Below are 16,892 nucleotides of genomic sequence, written 5' to 3'. Positions count from 1 at the left end.
TGACGCTTTCACGTCAACCTTTCTAATTTTCTCGAATCTCGAATCTCGAATCTCGAATCTCGAATCTCGAATCTCGAATCGCTTACATGCGCTCTAGAGTGTCGATACCTAGAAGCGATAGACCTTGCTTGATCGTCTTCGCTGTTAGTGCAGCAAGCTTCAGACGGCTCTGCTTAACAGCTTTGTCTTCAGCAACTAGGATAGGGCAAGCTTCGTAGAAGCTAGAGAATTGACCAGCTAGTTCGAATAGGTAGCTACACATGATGTGTGGTTGACCTTCACGAGCAACAGACTGTACTGCTTCTTCAAACTGTAGAAGTTTCGCGATAAGCGCTTTCTCTTTCTCTTCAGTGATTTTGATTTCACCTTCAAGCGAGTCCATAGAAATGCCAGCTTTAGCAAATACAGAAGCAACACGAGTGTATGCGTACTGCATGTATGGTGCTGTGTTGCCTTCGAATGCAAGCATGTTGTCCCAATCGAACACGTAGTCAGTAGTGCGGTGCTTAGAAAGGTCTGCGTACTTAACCGCTGCCATAGCAACAGTGTTCGCGATCGCTTTCTTCTCGTCTTCTGCTAGTTCTGGGTTCTTAGATTCGATTAGCTGCGCTGCACGAACTTCGGCTTCATCAAGAAGATCAGCAAGACGAACAGTACCGCCTGCACGAGTCTTGAATGGTTTACCGTCTTTACCTAGCATCATGCCGAATGCGTGGTGCTCAAGAGAAACAGATTCTGGGATGTAACCTGCTTTACGAACGATAGTCCAAGCTTGCATTAGGTGCTGGTGTTGACGTGAGTCGATGAAGTAAAGAACGCGGTCTGCGCCTAGTTCTTCAAAACGGTATTTTGCACAAGCAATGTCGGTTGTTGTGTAAAGGAAGCCGCCGTCGCGTTTCTGGATGATAACGCCCATTGGGTCACCATCTTTGTTTTTGTATTCGTCTAGGAATACAACTTGTGCGCCGTCATCTTCTTTAGCAAGACCTTGCTCTTTCAGATCCGCAACAATAGTTGGAAGCATGTGGTTGTACATGCTTTCGCCCATTACGTCATCACGTGTTAGAGACACGTTTAGACGATCGTAGTTGCGTTGGTTTTGAATCATTGTTACGTCAACAAGCTTCTTCCACATCTCTGCGCAGAACTCGTCGCCGCTTTGCAGTTTAACAACGTAGCCACGTGCTTTAACTGCGAACTCTTCGTCTTCATCGTAGAGCTTTTTAGATTCACGGTAGAAGCCTTCAAGGTCAGCAAGTTCCATTGAAACTTCACCAGACTCAGCCTGAACGCGCTCAAGGTTTGCGATAAGCATACCGAATTGAGTACCCCAGTCACCGATGTGGTTAGCGCGGATAACGTTGTGGCCTAGAAATTCTAGAGTACGAACTACTGCATCACCGATGATAGTTGAACGTAGGTGACCAACGTGCATTTCTTTAGCAACGTTTGGCGCAGAGTAATCCGCAACAATAGTTTGCGTTTCAGCAACGGCAACACCAAGGCGAGAGTCAGCCAATGCTGCGTCTGCTTGTTTGGCTAGGAAAGCTTCATCTAGGAAGATGTTTAGGAAACCCGGACCTGCGATTTCAACTTTAGACGCGATACCGTCTAGGTTTAGAACGTCCAATACTTTTTGAGCAAATTCTCGTGGGTTAGTGCCTAGTCGTTTAGCAACGCCCATAACGCCGTTTGCTTGGTAGTCACCAAACTGTGGTTTTGCAGATTGACGAACAGCAGCAGGAGAGCCTGCAGGTGCGCCAGCGGCTTCTAGAGCCTGAGATACTTTGTCATTAATAAGTGCTTGGATATTCACACGCGTTTCCTTCAATTCAAGGATGATAAGAGTGGCCGTTAATTCTTGGTCATTAAATTGGTTAATTATGCTTCTAGTTAACGATTTAATGCCAAAATCAGCAGCAGACTCTGTTTAAGTTCACAGAAATGGCGGTAATCATACCAATTTTGTGCGGTTTCTTATAGGTCGAATTGATAGAAAATTAACATTTCCTGAGTGGTTTTTGACAATCGACTTTTAGCAAGACGCGTTTGCATGTTTAAGGAGCGAAAAGAACATAGTTATTGAGTGTTTTTTGTAAAAGCAACGCTTGTTGCAAAAGGCAAAACTGATAACATGCAGCCATTATTTGGAGAACACAGACAATGATGATGAGCCTGAAGCAAGCTGAACTAGAACCACAACAAATGATCGCCCGCCTTGATACTTTTATGGCAAAAATCGAGAACCTAGGAAATACATTAGGTTTGGATTTAAGCTTTGCTCAAGCGGATCATATTGCGCTGCGAATCAATGACACTGAGCTAGCGAAATCTGCCCATCAAGCGTGGTCTGAGTACGGCTCTATGATTTCTGAGGCGATGATTAATGGTCGTCCAATTGTGGTGTTGGCTTTCGATGAACCCTTGCAAAGCCTTGGCTGGAAAATTGAATGTTTGGAGCTGCCATATCCAGCAGAAGGTAAGATTTACCCAAGCCAAGATTGGGAACATGTAGAGTTTGTGATTCCTTCTCATGCCCAAACAGCTGATGAGTATCTAGCGGATCTTAAAGAAACTTACCCGCAGTTCGCTGCTAACTTTGAAACGCTGGGTGAGCAAGGCGTTAAGATCAAACTCTCTAGCCCGAAAGGCGAGGGTGAACGCTTGAATAACCCAACAGTGGCTTTTAAACATCAAGGGATTTGCATCAAGCTGCATCCACACTCTTTGAAGAAGATTGTGGAATCAGAACAGGCTTAATTTGAATAGAGAGTTGCTAGGAAAGAGATTCCTGATCTCGCCTTGGCTCGTCGGAATGACGGGGTGTTCGATGAAATTTTCCAGAGTCTATCTTTGGATAGTGACAGACTGAGCGTTCGAGAGCGTATGTTAGAGCCTATAGCTCGAAGGTTCATCACCGAGTTCGTCATTCCCGATAGCGACGAAGGAGCGTAGTCGGGAATCTCTCAAAGCGAGTCTGATCATCAGATACAAAAAACGCGCGATGGGCTTTCCCTATTGCGCGTTTTTTATTGGGTTCTAACTGGAAGTCTTACCGGAAATCGAATATCCGATTTACAGAATTACAGTCTTGTTGCCGTAAACAAACACATGATCATTGATCACCTTGTTTAACGCCTTACTTAATACATTCTTCTCTACGTCACGACCGGCTTGTGCCATGTCTTTCGCGCTGAAGTTGTGATCCACAGGGATAACATCTTGCTTGATGATTGGACCTTCATCCAAATCATTCGTCACAAAGTGTGCCGTTGCGCCAATGATCTTCACGCCGCGCTCATACGCTTGTTGGTATGGCTTCGCGCCAATAAATGCTGGCAAGAAGCTGTGGTGGATATTGATGATCTTGTGGTGGTATTTTTCAACAAAACCTGGTGTCAGCACTCGCATGTACTTAGCCAAAACAAGGTAATCCGCCTCGTACTGGTCAATCACTTCTAGCATCTTCTTCTCATGTTCTTCACGGTTTAGCCCTTCGTGAGAAACATGGTGGTAAGGGATGTCAAAACGCTCGGTTAGGCTTTGTAGAATGTCGTAGTTACCGACAACGGCCGCAATTTCAACGTCTAAGCTGCCATCGAAGTTCTTCATTAGAATGTCGCCAAGGCAGTGTGCTTCCTTGGTCACGAGTATCACAACACGCTTGCGAGACGAATCAACAAGCTTACGTTTCGTATTTGGTGGCAGGGCTTGATCTAAATCGGCAAGTAAGGTTTCGTCATTGAAATACCCTTCAAGCTCGGTGCGCATAAAGAAGTGGCCACTTGTGTTATCTACGAACTCATTGTTGTGCACAATATTGAGTTGGTGTTTGTAACAAATGTTGGTGATCTTCGAGATGAGGCCTGGGGCATCAGTACAATGTGTTAGTAAAGTTTTTCTTTCCATTTGCATCTTACTTCCATGAAATGTTGCACTTATTATATGAAATCGGGATTCTTCAAATTTAATGCAGGCCGTCGAACGGTGAACTGAGCCGCAATATCACCGTTATAATTAATCTATTATCAAGTTGGTTTCAACAAATTCTGCTGCTCATTTATCGCTTTGATAAATTGTTTGATGTGGAAATATCAGTTTTTAGATAGGAAAACAGGCAGAAGCTTCATTTTTAAAGTTTTGACCGTAGTACGCATTTGAACTTCAACCGAGGCATTTACGCCTTGGCCAAAAATAGAGGTGATACTTATGGATAAAGAGTTACTAGCCAAAAAACTGTACTGCCAACGAGTGAATTCATTGGCGAGAGGTACCGAGTTAGATGGTAATATTCTAGATGAAATGTGGGAAAGTAAGACCCCACCAACCGATGCAGTGAAGGCCATACAACCTTGTGATAACCATTTTGAAGGCGCCTCTTGGTTGTCACGTTATCTAAGTCGAAAATAAAAATGACTCTCTAATTCTTACTTCTTCAGTTCTTACCTTTAAGGTAACTCAAGTCACGTCAAACTAAACCAAACACCTCCGGTGCGAAGTCATTCTTGATTCGCGCCGGCTCACTAAACCTGCCATAATTCGTCTTCTATTTTTCTAAACTTCGTACTCTATGATATCTAAAACGTTTTCTGCTGATGGTGCTCTGGGTAAAGCGATCCCCGGGTTTCAGCCACGACAAGCTCAGCTAGACATGGCTGAAGCGGTTTCACAAGCTATTGAGCAACAGAGCCAATTAGTTGTTGAAGCGGGAACGGGTACCGGTAAGACCTTTGCTTACTTAGTGCCAGCGCTGCTTAGTGGCAAGAAAACCATCATTAGTACGGGGTCTAAAAACCTTCAAGAACAGCTGTTTCACCGAGATTTACCATTGATGGTCGATGCGCTTGGCTTTTATGGTCAGGTTGCGTTACTTAAAGGGCGTTCAAACTATTTGTGTTTGGACAGACTCAGCCGTCAAATGATCGAGAGTCATGGTGCTCATACCGATCCAACACTGCTGGCTCAGTTAGTCAAAGTTCGTAGTTGGTCGTCATCCACTCAAACGGGTGATTTAGGCGATTGTGATGATATCGCTGAAGATAGCCCGGTTATTCCAACCATTACCTCGACCAATGATAATTGCTTGGGTAAAGAGTGCCCAAGCTATACCGATTGCTTTGTGCTTAAAGCGCGTAAAAAAGCGATGGATTCCGATGTGGTGGTCGTAAACCACCACCTTTTCCTAGCTGATTTGGCGATCAAAGAAACCGGATTTGGCGAATTGATACCTGAAGCTGACGTGTTTATTTTCGATGAAGCACATCAACTTCCTGACATCGCCAGCCAGTACTTCGGACAATCGGTTTCCAGTCGACAGATCCAAGAGTTAGCCAAAGACATTGAAATTGCTTACCGAACTGAAGCCAAAGACATGCGTCAGCTACAGAAAGTAGGGGATAGGCTCGTTCAATCGTCAGCCGATCTGCGTATTGTGCTTGGTGATACCGGCTTTCGTGGTAACTGGCGCGAAGCTTTGAAATCCGAGTCGATTGCACGCGAGTTAGTTCGTTTGCAAGATGCTCTGCAACTTGCTGTTGATGTATTGAAGTTAGCACTTGGTCGAAGCCAACTGTTAGACACCGCTTTTGAACGTGCGAACATGATTAAGTCACGCATTGAACGTGTGTGCGATGTGTCGATTACGGGTTACTCCTATTGGTATGACACAACACCAAGGCAATTCGCTTTGCACATCACACCACTGTCGGTTGCGGATAAATTCCATGAGCAAATCGAACTTAAACCGGGCGCTTGGGTATTTACCTCAGCAACCTTGGCGGTGTCAGATGATTTCGATCACTTTACCTCTCGACTTGGCTTAAAGCCGTCGGCTCAGTTTTCACTGCCGAGTCCATTTGATTATCCGAATCAGGCACGTTTATGTGTGCCTCGTTATCTTCCAGAACCCAATAGTCCGGGTTTGGCGGATAAGTTAGTTCGAATGCTGACTCTGGTGATTGAGCAAAACCAAGGCCGCTGTTTCTTCTTGTGTACTTCACACAGCATGATGAAAGAGTTGGGTGAGCGATTCCGAGAAACCCTCACTGTACCAGTCCTATTACAAGGTGAGACAAGCAAGCAAAAAACCTTAGCCGAGTTCATGGAATTAGGTAACGCATTGCTCGTAGCTACAGGTGCTTTCTGGGAAGGGATAGATGTTAGGGGCGACGCATTAAGCTGTGTTATCATCGATAAATTGCCCTTTACCGCCCCTGATGACCCTTTACTTAAGGCTCGAATCGAGGACTGTAAGTTAAAAGGGGGTGATCCTTTTGCACAGGTACAGTTGCCAGACGCCGTGATTACCTTGAAACAAGGTGTCGGCCGATTGATACGTGACAAGCGCGATAATGGCGCTTTGATTATTTGCGATAACCGATTGGTGACTCGCGATTACGGTGGCATATTTTTGGCGAGTTTACCGCCTATCCCACGTACCCGTGACTTAGGGGTCATTAAAGAATTCTTAGCTAAAGACCATTCAATCGCTGCTGAGTAATTGGCATTGTTGAGCTTAGCTATTATTTTTAGATTAGATAACAGATATTTGAGACACAAATGAGCGCGAAAATTCTTGCAGTAGATACCGCAACTGAAAACTGTTCAGTTGCATTAGTAATGGGTGACCAGGTGTTCGCACGTAGCGAAGAGGCTCCTCGAGACCATACAAAAAAAATTCTACCTATGGTTGATGAAGTACTGAAAGAAGCGAATGTCGCTTTAACCGATATTGATGCTATCGCGTTTGGCCAAGGCCCAGGCAGTTTCACGGGTGTACGTATTGGTATTGGTATTGCTCAAGGCTTGGCTTTTGGTGCGGATTTACCGATGATCGGTGTCTCCACACTGGCTGCGATGGCGCAGGGCAGCTACCGTAAATTTGGCGAAACTCATGTTGCAACAGCAATTGATGCTCGCATGAGTGAAGTTTACTGGGCTCGTTACAGCCGTGAAGATGATGGTCGTTGGACTGCGGTCGATGCGGAATGTGTAACGCCTCCAAGCGAATTGGCTGAACAGCTTGAAGCGGACTCCAACACATGGGCGAAAGTAGGCACAGGTTGGGAAGCATATGCAGAGCACATGGACACACTAGCGATCAACACCAAAGTGAGTGAAGTGCTATTCCCAGAAGCTCAAGACATGGCGTTCCTTGCTCAATTTGCTTATGCTGAAGGCAAAGCGGTTGCAGCTGAAGAGTCTGAGCCGGTTTACCTACGTGATAAAGTGACTTGGAAAAAACTGCCTGGTCGCGAGTAAATACGTATTACTTTGGCTCTGCAGTTTATTTTGTAGAGCCGTTATTAAAATTAGATACACAATCATTAAAGTCAGGTAATAAACTCTTTAAGCATGGTTTCAATCAACGGCTTACCTCCTTCTTCGATAGGTAATACATCTAAAACCAATCGAACCAACAAAAAGAATGAGGTAAAAAAAGGCGATGCAAAGACCTCTGTTGGTCAGCCAACTAAGGTTGCGAATGCTGTCTCGCATTCTATTCGCCAGGTCAAAGAGTCTGAGATTCACAAGGCTCAGATTCAATATGATCTTCCAGAAGGGCGCGGACGACGTGCGATGGAGGAGTATATGGATGTGATGAATCAAGCTAAAAAAGAGGAACTTGCAAAGCTAATTGGGGTCGATATTTATATCTAGCTTTGTGTATTCATTTATCCTGCTCTAAGGAGCTGCATTATGTATTCTCTCATATCTAAATCTCGCTTATTTTTCCTTGTCGCTTTCTCTACGATGGTGATGGGGTGCTCCTCTTTACCTAAAGAACTTAATGCAAACTCAGAACAGGTGGTAACTGACTACCAAGAGTGGGTAAACACACTACCGGATGCCGGTGATGTTCGTTTGGGTGGCGTGATTGCTAAAGTCACTAATCTGAAAGATAAAACGCGTGTTGAAGTGGTGAACTTACCTATCTCTAGTAGTGGTAAGCCTGATATTGATGCCGAACCAAAAGGACGTTTTGTTGGTTACATTGACGGCTATGTTGAACCATTGAGCTTTGCTGAGGGTCGTTTAGTTACTTTAGTTGGCACATCAAATAGCACTGAAGACGGTATGGTTGGTGAATACCCTTACACTTTCCCAGTCATGAATGTCTACAATCAACGTTTATGGCAGATCACTGAAAGAGTGGTTATTAATGACTTTGCGCCAACTTACTACTCTTGCCGCAGTTTACATTGTCGCAGTTTTCAAACCATGCCTAAGTCAGGGCGTGTGATTCAAGATGTGCAATAGTCGAACCTTAACTCGACATACCCAATGACAGGGACACCATACTATCAATGATTGAACAGTCATATTCCCTTGCGAGCGGGACACTTGCAACACAACAGATTGGCAACCCACAAACGACCGTAACGACGGTCGTTTTTATTCATGGCTGGCTAGACAATTCCGCAAGTTTTACTCAGGTCATGCAGCAAGTCTCTAAGCTTTCTCCAGATACTCACTTGGTTGCGAGCGATCTTTTTGGGCACGGTTTCTCGTCGCATAAGTCGGGGAGTTACTACCCATTTCACGACTATATTGATGATTTGCACCAGCTAGTGACCAAATTATCGCCAAACAGACTGGTGCTGGTAGGACATTCACTTGGTGCATTGATAGCAAGTTGCTATAGTGCCGCCTTTCCTGAAAATGTGTCAGGATTAATTCAAATTGAAGGTCACGGACCTCTTTCTGAAGCTCCCCACGAAACAGTCTCTCGCTTGAGGGATGGGGTACTTAGTCGTCTTCGACAGCGAAGAAAGCCTTCACGTCCTCTGGCAAGTCTTGAGGATGCTATTAAGCTGAGAGCTCACGCCAACCAAATTAATGCTGAATTAATCGCTCCTATTGTTGAGCGAGGTATTGTCGAGTTTGAGAACTCTTGGCAATGGCGATGCGACCCTAATCTAAAATGTGACTCGTTATATCGAATGTCACAGGCGCACGCTGAAGCGATTATGGCGGCTATTGAATGCTCTCAATTAATAATCCTAGGGAATGATGGATTCCGACATTTGCAGCATAATCGCTACAAATCAGCGCATAGTCCTCTGAATATAGAGACGATTCCTGGCGGACATCATTGTCATTTAGAGAGCCCAGAGCTAGTTTCAGAGCTAATTCTTGGTGTAGTTAACAAAATTTAAACAAGTGTTTGAGCCTTTTAGTGCTCATGCACTAAAGCTGTGCTGTAATACCGCAATGATAAAAAGCGGCGAAGCAGTCGTCAGCTGATAAACGAGGAGTAACATCGTGGATAAACCTTGGCTTTCACGTTATCCAAGTGACGTACCAGAAACGATCAACCCAGATCAGTACCAATCTCTCATTGAAATGTTTGAACAGTCGGTACAGAAGTTCGCCGACCAACCTGCATTCGACAACATGGGATCGATTATGACATTCCGTAAGCTTGAAGAGCGCAGTCGTGCTTTTGCTGCTTACTTGCAGAATGATCTAAAACTGAAGAAAGGCGATCGTGTCGCGCTGATGATGCCAAACTTGCTGCAATACCCAATCGCACTGTTTGGTGTACTGCGTGCAGGTATGATTGCTGTGAACGTCAACCCACTGTACACGCCTCGCGAACTTGAACACCAACTGAATGACTCTGGCGCAAAGGCGATTGTTATCGTTTCTAACTTTGCGAGCACACTAGAGAAAGTCGTTGATAAAACTCCGGTTAAACACGTTGTACTCACTAGCCTTGGGCAAATGTTGCCACGAGCGAAAGGTACGATTGTCGACTTCGTAGTGAAATACGTAAAAGGTATGGTGCCTAAGTACGATCTACCGGGTGCCATTTCATTCAGAAAGGCACTTTACAAAGGCCGTCGTCTTCAATATGTGAAGCCGTTTATGGCGGGTGATGACATCGCATTCCTACAGTACACAGGTGGTACAACGGGTGTAGCGAAGGGCGCAATTCTAACGCACCGCAATATGATTGCGAACGTACTTCAAGCTAAAGGGGCATACAGCCCTGTGCTACAAGAAGGCCGTGAATTGGTGGTAACGGCATTGCCGCTTTACCACGTATTTGCATTGACAGTGAACTGCTTACTGTTTGTTGAGATGGGTGGTCGTAACCTTTTGATTACTAACCCTCGTGACATTCCTGGCTTTATTAAAGAACTACAAAAAGTTCCGTTTACCGCGATTACTGGCGTAAACACCTTGTTCAATGCGCTAGTGAATAACGAAGATTTCCACGAGTTGGATTTCAGTAACATGCGTTTATCTGTTGGCGGCGGTATGGCGGTTCAACGCGCTGTTGCTGAGCAATGGAAGAAAGCGACAGGTGTCCACCTACTTGAAGGCTATGGTTTAACTGAATGTGCTCCTTTGGTCACAGGTAACCCATACGATTTGAAAGACTATACGGGTGCAATCGGCCTGCCAGTACCATCAACAGAAGTTCGTATTGTTGATGATGAAGGTAAAGTGGTTGGCAATGACCAAGTGGGTGAATTGCAGGTCCGTGGTCCTCAAGTGATGCAAGGTTACTGGCAGCGTCCAGAAGCGACCAAAGAAGTGATCGATCAAGACGGTTGGCTATCGACAGGTGACATCGTTAAGTTTGATGATGAAGGCTTGTTGTACATCGTTGACCGTAAGAAAGACATGATTCTAGTGTCGGGCTTCAACGTTTACCCGAACGAGATTGAAGATGTTGTGGCTCTGCATGGCAAAGTGTTAGAAGTTGCGGCTATCGGTCAACCTCATGAAGTGTCAGGTGAGTTGGTTAAGATTTACGTTGTGAAACGTGACCCGAGCCTAACCAAAGAAGACATTATCGCGCACTGTCGTGAACACCTAACGGGCTACAAGATCCCTAAATTGATTGAGTTCCGTGAAGAACTACCAAAAACCAATGTAGGTAAGATCTTGCGCCGAGTGCTTCGTGAAGAAAACGACGCAGAGCTTGCCAAACGCGCAAGCGAGTAATGCACGGGTTTGCGAGAAATTAGCCCCCGAAACCATTCAGGCGCTTAATCTAAGCGAGCGCTGAAAAATGGTGTTAGAATGCCGACAGTTAATGTCGGCATTTTTGTATCCGGCGATCAAATAGAAACCAGTGAGAGTTTTTGTGGATTATCAAATCATTACCCAATTGAAAGACCTTGAGCGAGTTTGCCAACAAGCACGTGAAGCCGATGTCGTTATGCTTGATACGGAGTTCGTTCGTACTAGAACCTATTACCCTCAATTAGGCTTGATTCAGTTATTTGATGGTGAAACGCTGTCACTGATTGACCCTATTGCTCTTGATGACATGACACCGTTCGTTACCTTGTTGAAAGACGCATCAGTATTGAAAGTGCTGCACGCGTGCGGTGAAGATTTGGAAGTGTTCCAAAACGCATTTGGCTGTACACCAACACCAATGGTTGATACACAGATCATGGCGGCTTTCTTAGGTCATGGTTTATCAACGGGCTTTGCTGCTCTGGTTTCAGAGTTTGTCGGTGTCGATCTCGATAAGAGTGAATCTCGCACAGACTGGCTAGCGCGTCCGCTTTCTCAAAAACAATTGGACTACGCAGCAGCAGACGTGCATTACCTAATGCCAATGTACAACAAGCTTCTAGAAAAAGTGATGGAAGCTGGCTGGTGGGAAGCGGCTCAGCAAGAGTCTGATTTACAAGTTGCCAAGCGCATTCGTAAAGTAAACCCAGATACAGCCTACCTTGATATTAAAGGGGCGTGGCAGCTTAAACCTAAGCAATTAGCGATCTTACGACCTCTAGCAACTTGGCGTCTAAAAGAAGCAATCAAGCGCGATTTAGCGCTGAACTTTGTCTTCAAAGAACAAGACCTATGGGCTGTGGCGCGTTTTGCGATGAAAGATCCCAAGCACATGGAGCAAGAGGGTTTTGATTACCGCTCTGTGCGTCGCCATGGTGCGAAGATCAGCTCAATCGTAAAGTTAGCGGAACATACACCAGAAGAAGAGTACCCAGCACCAGTAGAACGTCTAATGGACTTCCCTGGCTACAAGCAACTCTTCAAAGTGCTGAAAGATGAAGTGAAAACAGCATCACAACACAGTGGTTTGGCGACGGAATTCTTGGCATCGAAGAAGCAACTTAACCAAATGTTAAGCTGGGTGTGGAAGCACGATCGTAACCCAGAAAAGCTGCCTGATGTTATGCAAGGCTGGCGTTTAGATGTGGTTGGCGAAAAGCTGAGTAAAGCGATCAAATAACCGCTTGCTGCTTTAAAGCCTAACTTAGTTACAGTTATAAACTGCACATACAAAAAAGAGAGCCTAGGCTCTCTTTTTTATTCAATCAATACAAGCAAGTGTATTACCTGCCAATCTTGTTCAGAAAGATTATCGATCTTCTTCTGGAAGCTTAACATTCAACTCTAACACTGAGATGTCGTCATCTTTGTGTTCAAAAGTCAGATCAACCATTGATGGATCGACCTCAACGTACTTGGCAATACACTTCAAGATGTCTTCTTTTAGTTGCGGCAGGTAAGACGGCGCTGGGTCGTCATGGCTGCGTCGTTCGGCAACAATGATCTGCAAACGTTCTTTGGCTAGGTTTGCGGTTGTCTTTTTCTGTGGTCTAAAAAACTCTAATAATGACATTGTGCATTAGCCCCCGAACAGTCGTTTGAAGATGCCTTTCTTCTGTTCCGTTAAGAAGCGGAAGTCAACTTGGCTACCCAGTAGTCGCTCTACAGTATCATTGTAAGCCATACCTGCGTCGGTTGCTTCGTCAAAGATAACTGGAACACCCTTGTTCGATGCGTTCAGTACCGCTTGGCTCTCTGGAATTACACCCAGTAGAGAGATGTGCAGGATTTCTTCAACGTCTTCAACACTGAGCATCTCACCTTGAGTTACACGTGCTGGGTTGTAGCGAGTCAATAGAAGGTGTGTTTTCACTGGCTCTAAGCCGTCTTCAGAACGACGAGATTTAGAGTCAAGAATACCTAGAATACGGTCTGAATCGCGTACTGAAGAGACTTCTGGGTTGGTGGTTACAATCGCTTCATCAGCGAAGTACAACGCCATAAGAGCGCCTTGTTCGATACCCGCAGGAGAATCACAGATGATGAAATCAAAGCCCATTTCATCCAGTTCATCAAATACACGACGAACACCATCTTTTGTTAGTGCGTCTTTATCACGAGTTTGAGAAGCAGGAAGAATGAACAGGTTCTCTGTGCGCTTGTCTTTGATCATCGCTTGGTTCAGCGTCGCTTCACCATTGATAACATTAACGAAGTCGTACACAACACGACGCTCACAACCCATGATTAAATCTAGGTTACGCAGACCGATATCAAAGTCGATAACTGCGGTTTTCTTTCCTTTTAAAGCCAGACCCGAGGCAATAGCTGCACTGGAGGTCGTTTTGCCTACCCCGCCTTTACCTGACGTTACAACGATAATGCGTGCCATTCTGTTTTCCTTTTATTTCTCTTATATTGCGAGGACATCAACGTGTAATACATCGTTTGCCATACTGAACATGGTTTTCTTCTGCCAGTACTCGCTTTCAATTTGATCGCTGAGCCAGTAATTTCCAGCAATGGAAACCAGCTCGGCTTGTAAGTCATTACAAATTATTTTTGCTTCAGTTTGACCACTTGCACCTGCAATCGCACGGCCGCGTAAAGTGCCATGAATATGGATGCTGCCATCGGCAATCACTTCCGCGCCTGCACTCACATGGCTGAGTATCAATAGATCGCCATCTTTCGCATAAACCTGCTGACCAGAACGAATAGGGGTTCTAATCACTTTGATTGGTGCCATTTTCGCTGGAGCTTGAGATGGCGACTTGCTTGCCGTCATCACTGCAAAACCGGCTTCTTTAGCGAGGTTTTGCATTCGCTTATCAGAACAGCCTGCCACACCAACCGGGATCATGCCCGCTTGAGATATACCATTTTTAAGTTGCACAAAATCGATATCGCCCGCGACTTTACTGATGTTGATAACAACAGGTGCGGCAGCGAAAAACGTAGGTGCTTGGTCTACTTTCTCTTGAAGAAAAGAGACTGCATTTTCGACTTGATCATCGGATAAGTGCAAAACAGATAGCGTAAAGCTGCTACCTTTTAGATCTGGGTTACTAGACATCGAAAAACTACAGGACCTCAATAGCGGATTAGTACAATTTCTTTATCAATAAAATAAAGGGCATTGCCTGAAACTAGGTTTATCATGTTATATTCCCAAACCAAGCACAGCAAGTAATCTTGTTGTCAAATGGACGTTTTGTTCCCAATATTTCCCTAACATAAACTATTGATCTCGCAAGTGAGAGTTTTGTAGTCATAATCAATTAAAAGGTTTGTCATGCTGTGTTCTATATATAAAAGCTCAAAGAAAGAAGGAACATACCTTTATATCCCTAAGAAGGATGATTTTTCACAAGTTCCTGACGCATTGATGCAAATGTTTGGTAAACCTAGTTTTGTAATGGTAATTAAAATGGATGGCCGTAAACTGGCTCAAGTAAACATCGAAAAAGTGAAAGAATCACTGAATACCGATGGTTTCTTTTTACAGGTTCCGCCACCACCAGTTAACGAACTTGAGCTTCATAAAGAGCGTAAAGCTCAACAGAAATCTCAAGACGAAGAGTGATAGCCACCTCAATTCAAGGAGGAGTGATCGTTGAGTAAATTTTCGAAAACCATATTGGCTGTGTCGGCATTACTATTGGGTAATAGCCTGACCATAAGTTCAGTACAAGCTGAAGAACTGAGCTTCGAGCAATATGTAGAAAAACTAAAACAACAAGGCCGTGAAGAAGGCATCTCTGAAGCGATCATTGATGAAGCCTTTGATGGTGTAACGTTTAAGCCAAGAGCGGTAAAAGCCGACAAAAACCAACCTGAGAAAAAACTGACTCTGGATGAATACATTCCACGAGCGGTTCCAGATTGGAAAGTGAAGCAAGCAAGGTCACTCTACAAGGAGCATTACACCGCGTTAAAGCGTATTGGTGATGAATATGGTGTTCAACCAAGATTCATTGTCGCGCTATGGGGCGTTGAGAGTAATTTTGGTAAGTTCACGGGCAATTACAGCGTTATCGACGCCCTAACGACCATGGCTTATGAAGGACGCCGAGAAGCTTTCTTCCGTAGCGAAGCGATGGCGGCATTGAAGATTCTTGATCAAGGCCATATTGCACCAAAAGAGATGAAAGGCTCTTGGGCTGGTGCGATGGGTCAACCTCAGTTTATGCCAAGCTCATTCTTAGCTTACGCCGCTGATGGCAGTGGTGATGGCAAGAAAGACATTTGGGGCACTGAAGAAGACGTATTTGCTTCGGCGGCCAATTATCTCAGCCAATCAGGGTGGGATGACAAATATACTTGGGGTCGTCAGGTTCATGTTCCGTCAACTGTGTCGATCGATTTACAAGGTCGAGACGAAGACAAAGCGAAATACTTAAAAGAGTGGTCTGAACTCGGTATTAAACGCTATGACGATCGCCCACTGCCAACACTTGATGAAGACATTAAAGCTTGGTTAATCATGCCGGATGATGAAACCGGACGTTCGTACCTCATTTATAACAACTACAATGTGTTAATGAAGTGGAATCGTTCTTACTACTTTGCTTTGGCAGTAAGCCACCTAGCCGACAGAATTAAGTTTGATTAACAGACCTAAGTCGCTTTGAATAGCATTTGGCCTATCATAGGCAGAACGAACTAAAGGACTCTTCGGAGTCCTTTTTGATTTTATATTTCAGAGATTTAATAAGGTGATCTTGTGCTAACAGATAGAGCTGCACAGATGGTGATATTCCATGCGCTGATCAAGCACGAAGGCTTTACCAGTGCTGCAAAAAGCTTGAACGTTTCGGTGTCTCATATCAGTAAGCAAGTCGCTTTGCTTGAAGACTCAATCGGCATCAAGTTGGTACAACGAACCACACGAAGCCTCACGCTGACTGAAGCGGGAGACGTGTTCTATCAACATTGTGAGCAGCTGTTTAACACGGTGAAAGCAGCTCAGATGGATATGGATAGCCAGCGCGATGATATCTCTGGAATACTACGCGTCGGTTTGTCGCAGTCATTTGGCACACTCCATATCATTCCGGCGATTGATCAACTCAGACAGCTTTATCCTCAGTTGAGAATCGAGGTCCACTTGTTCGACTATAAGGTGGACATGATTGAAGAGCGCTTGGATCTCTGGATCACCAACAATGAAGATTTGCCTGAAGGTTACATTGCGCAGCGATTAGCCGACAGTCAGTTTGTGGTGGCTGCGTCACCGGATTATCTGATTAAGGCTGGGACGCCACATGTACCTTCCGATTTGATTGACCATAACTGTCTTATCTATCGCAGCCGTGAACGAGATTACACATCGTGGGCGTTTGACAACGGGCAAGAAAACCTCAGCGTCAAAGTCGCGGGCGATTACTCAGTCGATTTGGCTGAGGCAGTACGAGACGCGGCAGTATCAGGGTGGGGCGTTGCTTATTTGGCGACTTACTTAGTGAAAGAAGAGTTTAGAACGGGCAAGCTCATTCAAGTATTGCCAGAGTGGAGAGCCAGTCAGCTGATGCCATTCTATGCCGTTTACCCGAGCCGAAAGAATATGCCGAAGAAGCTTTCGGCAGTGATTGAGTTCATTAAAGATCATATCGGGTCGCCGACGTATTGGGACAAAAACCTCAAAACTTGCGTTGAACTGCATCGCTAACTGTTTCCTAATCTATAAATATAATTTCCATATGGAAAAAGTACACTTTTTAATCAAAGTTAATTATTAAAATTCAATAACTTAATTATACTCATAGTTAAATCGTGATTACCCCAACATCACATTAACAACCTCAGCTTGCCGCAAACGATTTCCTCTATAGAATGCGTCGCCTTTCCTA

17 protein-coding genes are annotated in these 16,892 nt (G+C 44.8%); 12 read left to right on the top strand and 5 right to left on the bottom strand.

Annotated features, from left to right (window positions below):
• Positions 1-82: 82 nt before the first annotated feature.
• A complete protein-coding gene (gene argS, locus AB4209_RS07915; protein WP_017070297.1) occupies positions 83-1,816 on the bottom strand; it encodes an arginine--tRNA ligase in 1,734 nt (577 codons plus the stop codon).
• 347 nt (positions 1,817-2,163) lie between these two features.
• Between argS and AB4209_RS07910 the strand changes: the two genes are divergently transcribed.
• Positions 2,164-2,760: a VOC family protein gene (locus AB4209_RS07910; RefSeq protein ID WP_372055468.1), complete on the top strand. Its 597-nt coding sequence runs from the start codon at positions 2,164-2,166 to the stop codon at positions 2,758-2,760.
• A gap of 315 nt (positions 2,761-3,075) precedes the next feature.
• On the opposite strand, the gene purU is transcribed toward AB4209_RS07910, so the two are convergent.
• A complete protein-coding gene (gene purU / locus AB4209_RS07905; protein ID WP_029235356.1) occupies positions 3,076-3,909 on the bottom strand; it encodes a formyltetrahydrofolate deformylase in 834 nt (277 codons plus the stop codon).
• Between the two features lie 300 nt (positions 3,910-4,209).
• Here purU and AB4209_RS07900 point away from each other — a divergent pair, with 300 nt between their 5' ends.
• The 8 genes from AB4209_RS07900 to rnd all read left to right on the top strand — a co-directional run bounded on the left by AB4209_RS07900 (position 4,210) and on the right by rnd (position 12,220).
• A complete protein-coding gene (locus AB4209_RS07900; protein WP_102480712.1) occupies positions 4,210-4,410 on the top strand; it encodes a hypothetical protein in 201 nt (66 codons plus the stop codon).
• Positions 4,411-4,570: 160 nt separating this feature from the next.
• Positions 4,571-6,499: an ATP-dependent DNA helicase gene (locus tag AB4209_RS07895; protein WP_372055466.1), complete on the top strand. Its 1,929-nt coding sequence runs from the start codon at positions 4,571-4,573 to the stop codon at positions 6,497-6,499.
• A gap of 59 nt (positions 6,500-6,558) precedes the next feature.
• Positions 6,559-7,260, top strand: a complete 702-nt coding sequence (gene tsaB / locus AB4209_RS07890; protein WP_372055464.1) for a tRNA (adenosine(37)-N6)-threonylcarbamoyltransferase complex dimerization subunit type 1 TsaB — start codon at positions 6,559-6,561, stop codon at positions 7,258-7,260.
• A 93-nt stretch (positions 7,261-7,353) separates the two neighbouring features.
• Positions 7,354-7,659: a hypothetical protein gene (locus AB4209_RS07885; RefSeq protein ID WP_009847302.1), complete on the top strand. Its 306-nt coding sequence runs from the start codon at positions 7,354-7,356 to the stop codon at positions 7,657-7,659.
• Between the two features lie 39 nt (positions 7,660-7,698).
• Complete coding sequence (locus AB4209_RS07880) at positions 7,699-8,259, top strand: Slp family lipoprotein (protein ID WP_009847301.1); 561 nt, start codon at positions 7,699-7,701, stop codon at positions 8,257-8,259.
• Between the two features lie 47 nt (positions 8,260-8,306).
• Positions 8,307-9,158: an alpha/beta fold hydrolase gene (locus AB4209_RS07875; protein ID WP_372055462.1), complete on the top strand. Its 852-nt coding sequence runs from the start codon at positions 8,307-8,309 to the stop codon at positions 9,156-9,158.
• A gap of 106 nt (positions 9,159-9,264) precedes the next feature.
• Positions 9,265-10,959 (top strand): long-chain-fatty-acid--CoA ligase FadD, encoded by a 1,695-nt coding sequence (fadD, locus tag AB4209_RS07870; protein ID WP_372055460.1) that lies wholly within the window; start codon positions 9,265-9,267, stop codon positions 10,957-10,959.
• A 142-nt stretch (positions 10,960-11,101) separates the two neighbouring features.
• On the top strand, positions 11,102-12,220 hold the full coding sequence (gene rnd, locus AB4209_RS07865) for a ribonuclease D (RefSeq protein ID WP_017062374.1): 1,119 nt from the start codon (positions 11,102-11,104) through the stop codon (positions 12,218-12,220).
• A gap of 129 nt (positions 12,221-12,349) precedes the next feature.
• Here rnd and minE read toward each other — a convergent pair whose 3' ends face one another.
• Genes minE through minC form a run of 3 tightly spaced genes read right to left on the bottom strand, consistent with a single transcriptional unit; the run spans position 12,350 to position 14,116 of the window.
• Complete coding sequence (gene minE, locus AB4209_RS07860) at positions 12,350-12,613, bottom strand: cell division topological specificity factor MinE (RefSeq protein ID WP_010436847.1); 264 nt, start codon at positions 12,611-12,613, stop codon at positions 12,350-12,352.
• A 6-nt stretch (positions 12,614-12,619) separates the two neighbouring features.
• Positions 12,620-13,432, bottom strand: coding sequence for a septum site-determining protein MinD (gene minD, locus AB4209_RS07855; RefSeq protein WP_009848498.1), 813 nt, complete (start codon positions 13,430-13,432; stop codon positions 12,620-12,622).
• 21 nt (positions 13,433-13,453) lie between these two features.
• Entirely contained in the window at positions 13,454-14,116 is a 663-nt protein-coding gene (minC, locus tag AB4209_RS07850) for a septum site-determining protein MinC (protein WP_017063419.1), read from the bottom strand.
• A 219-nt stretch (positions 14,117-14,335) separates the two neighbouring features.
• Between minC and AB4209_RS07845 the strand changes: the two genes are divergently transcribed.
• The 3 genes from AB4209_RS07845 to AB4209_RS07835 all read left to right on the top strand — a co-directional run bounded on the left by AB4209_RS07845 (position 14,336) and on the right by AB4209_RS07835 (position 16,711).
• A complete protein-coding gene (locus AB4209_RS07845) occupies positions 14,336-14,626 on the top strand; it encodes a YcgL domain-containing protein (protein ID WP_017062372.1) in 291 nt (96 codons plus the stop codon).
• A 30-nt stretch (positions 14,627-14,656) separates the two neighbouring features.
• Positions 14,657-15,655, top strand: a complete 999-nt coding sequence (locus AB4209_RS07840; protein ID WP_017062371.1) for a lytic transglycosylase domain-containing protein — start codon at positions 14,657-14,659, stop codon at positions 15,653-15,655.
• Positions 15,656-15,790: 135 nt separating this feature from the next.
• Complete coding sequence (locus AB4209_RS07835; protein ID WP_017063421.1) at positions 15,791-16,711, top strand: LysR family transcriptional regulator; 921 nt, start codon at positions 15,791-15,793, stop codon at positions 16,709-16,711.
• Positions 16,712-16,892 lie beyond the last annotated feature (181 nt).

The sequence above is a fragment of the Vibrio sp. 10N.286.48.C11 genome (genome assembly GCF_041469805.1).
Taxonomy (GTDB): domain Bacteria; phylum Pseudomonadota; class Gammaproteobacteria; order Enterobacterales; family Vibrionaceae; genus Vibrio; species Vibrio crassostreae_C.
The sequence above is the reverse complement of the archived record's forward strand: the minus strand, read 5'-3'. Positions and strand labels throughout refer to the sequence as shown.

What these genes read in the sequence shown, in the direction of transcription:
- AB4209_RS07910 (WP_372055468.1), top strand. Translation starts at nt 2,164, where the DNA reads ATGATGATGAGCCTGAAGCAAGCTGAACTAGAACCACAACAAATGATC.
- purU (WP_029235356.1), bottom strand. Translation starts at nt 3,909, where the DNA reads ATGGAAAGAAAAACTTTACTAACACATTGTACTGATGCCCCAGGCCTC.
- AB4209_RS07900 (WP_102480712.1), top strand. Translation starts at nt 4,210, where the DNA reads ATGGATAAAGAGTTACTAGCCAAAAAACTGTACTGCCAACGAGTGAAT.
- AB4209_RS07895 (WP_372055466.1), top strand. Translation starts at nt 4,571, where the DNA reads ATGATATCTAAAACGTTTTCTGCTGATGGTGCTCTGGGTAAAGCGATC.
- tsaB (WP_372055464.1), top strand. Translation starts at nt 6,559, where the DNA reads ATGAGCGCGAAAATTCTTGCAGTAGATACCGCAACTGAAAACTGTTCA.
- AB4209_RS07885 (WP_009847302.1), top strand. Translation starts at nt 7,354, where the DNA reads ATGGTTTCAATCAACGGCTTACCTCCTTCTTCGATAGGTAATACATCT.
- AB4209_RS07880 (WP_009847301.1), top strand. Translation starts at nt 7,699, where the DNA reads ATGTATTCTCTCATATCTAAATCTCGCTTATTTTTCCTTGTCGCTTTC.
- AB4209_RS07875 (WP_372055462.1), top strand. Translation starts at nt 8,307, where the DNA reads ATGATTGAACAGTCATATTCCCTTGCGAGCGGGACACTTGCAACACAA.
- minE (WP_010436847.1), bottom strand. Translation starts at nt 12,613, where the DNA reads ATGTCATTATTAGAGTTTTTTAGACCACAGAAAAAGACAACCGCAAAC.
- minD (WP_009848498.1), bottom strand. Translation starts at nt 13,432, where the DNA reads ATGGCACGCATTATCGTTGTAACGTCAGGTAAAGGCGGGGTAGGCAAA.
- minC (WP_017063419.1), bottom strand. Translation starts at nt 14,116, where the DNA reads ATGTCTAGTAACCCAGATCTAAAAGGTAGCAGCTTTACGCTATCTGTT.
- AB4209_RS07845 (WP_017062372.1), top strand. Translation starts at nt 14,336, where the DNA reads ATGCTGTGTTCTATATATAAAAGCTCAAAGAAAGAAGGAACATACCTT.
- AB4209_RS07835 (WP_017063421.1), top strand. Translation starts at nt 15,791, where the DNA reads ATGGTGATATTCCATGCGCTGATCAAGCACGAAGGCTTTACCAGTGCT.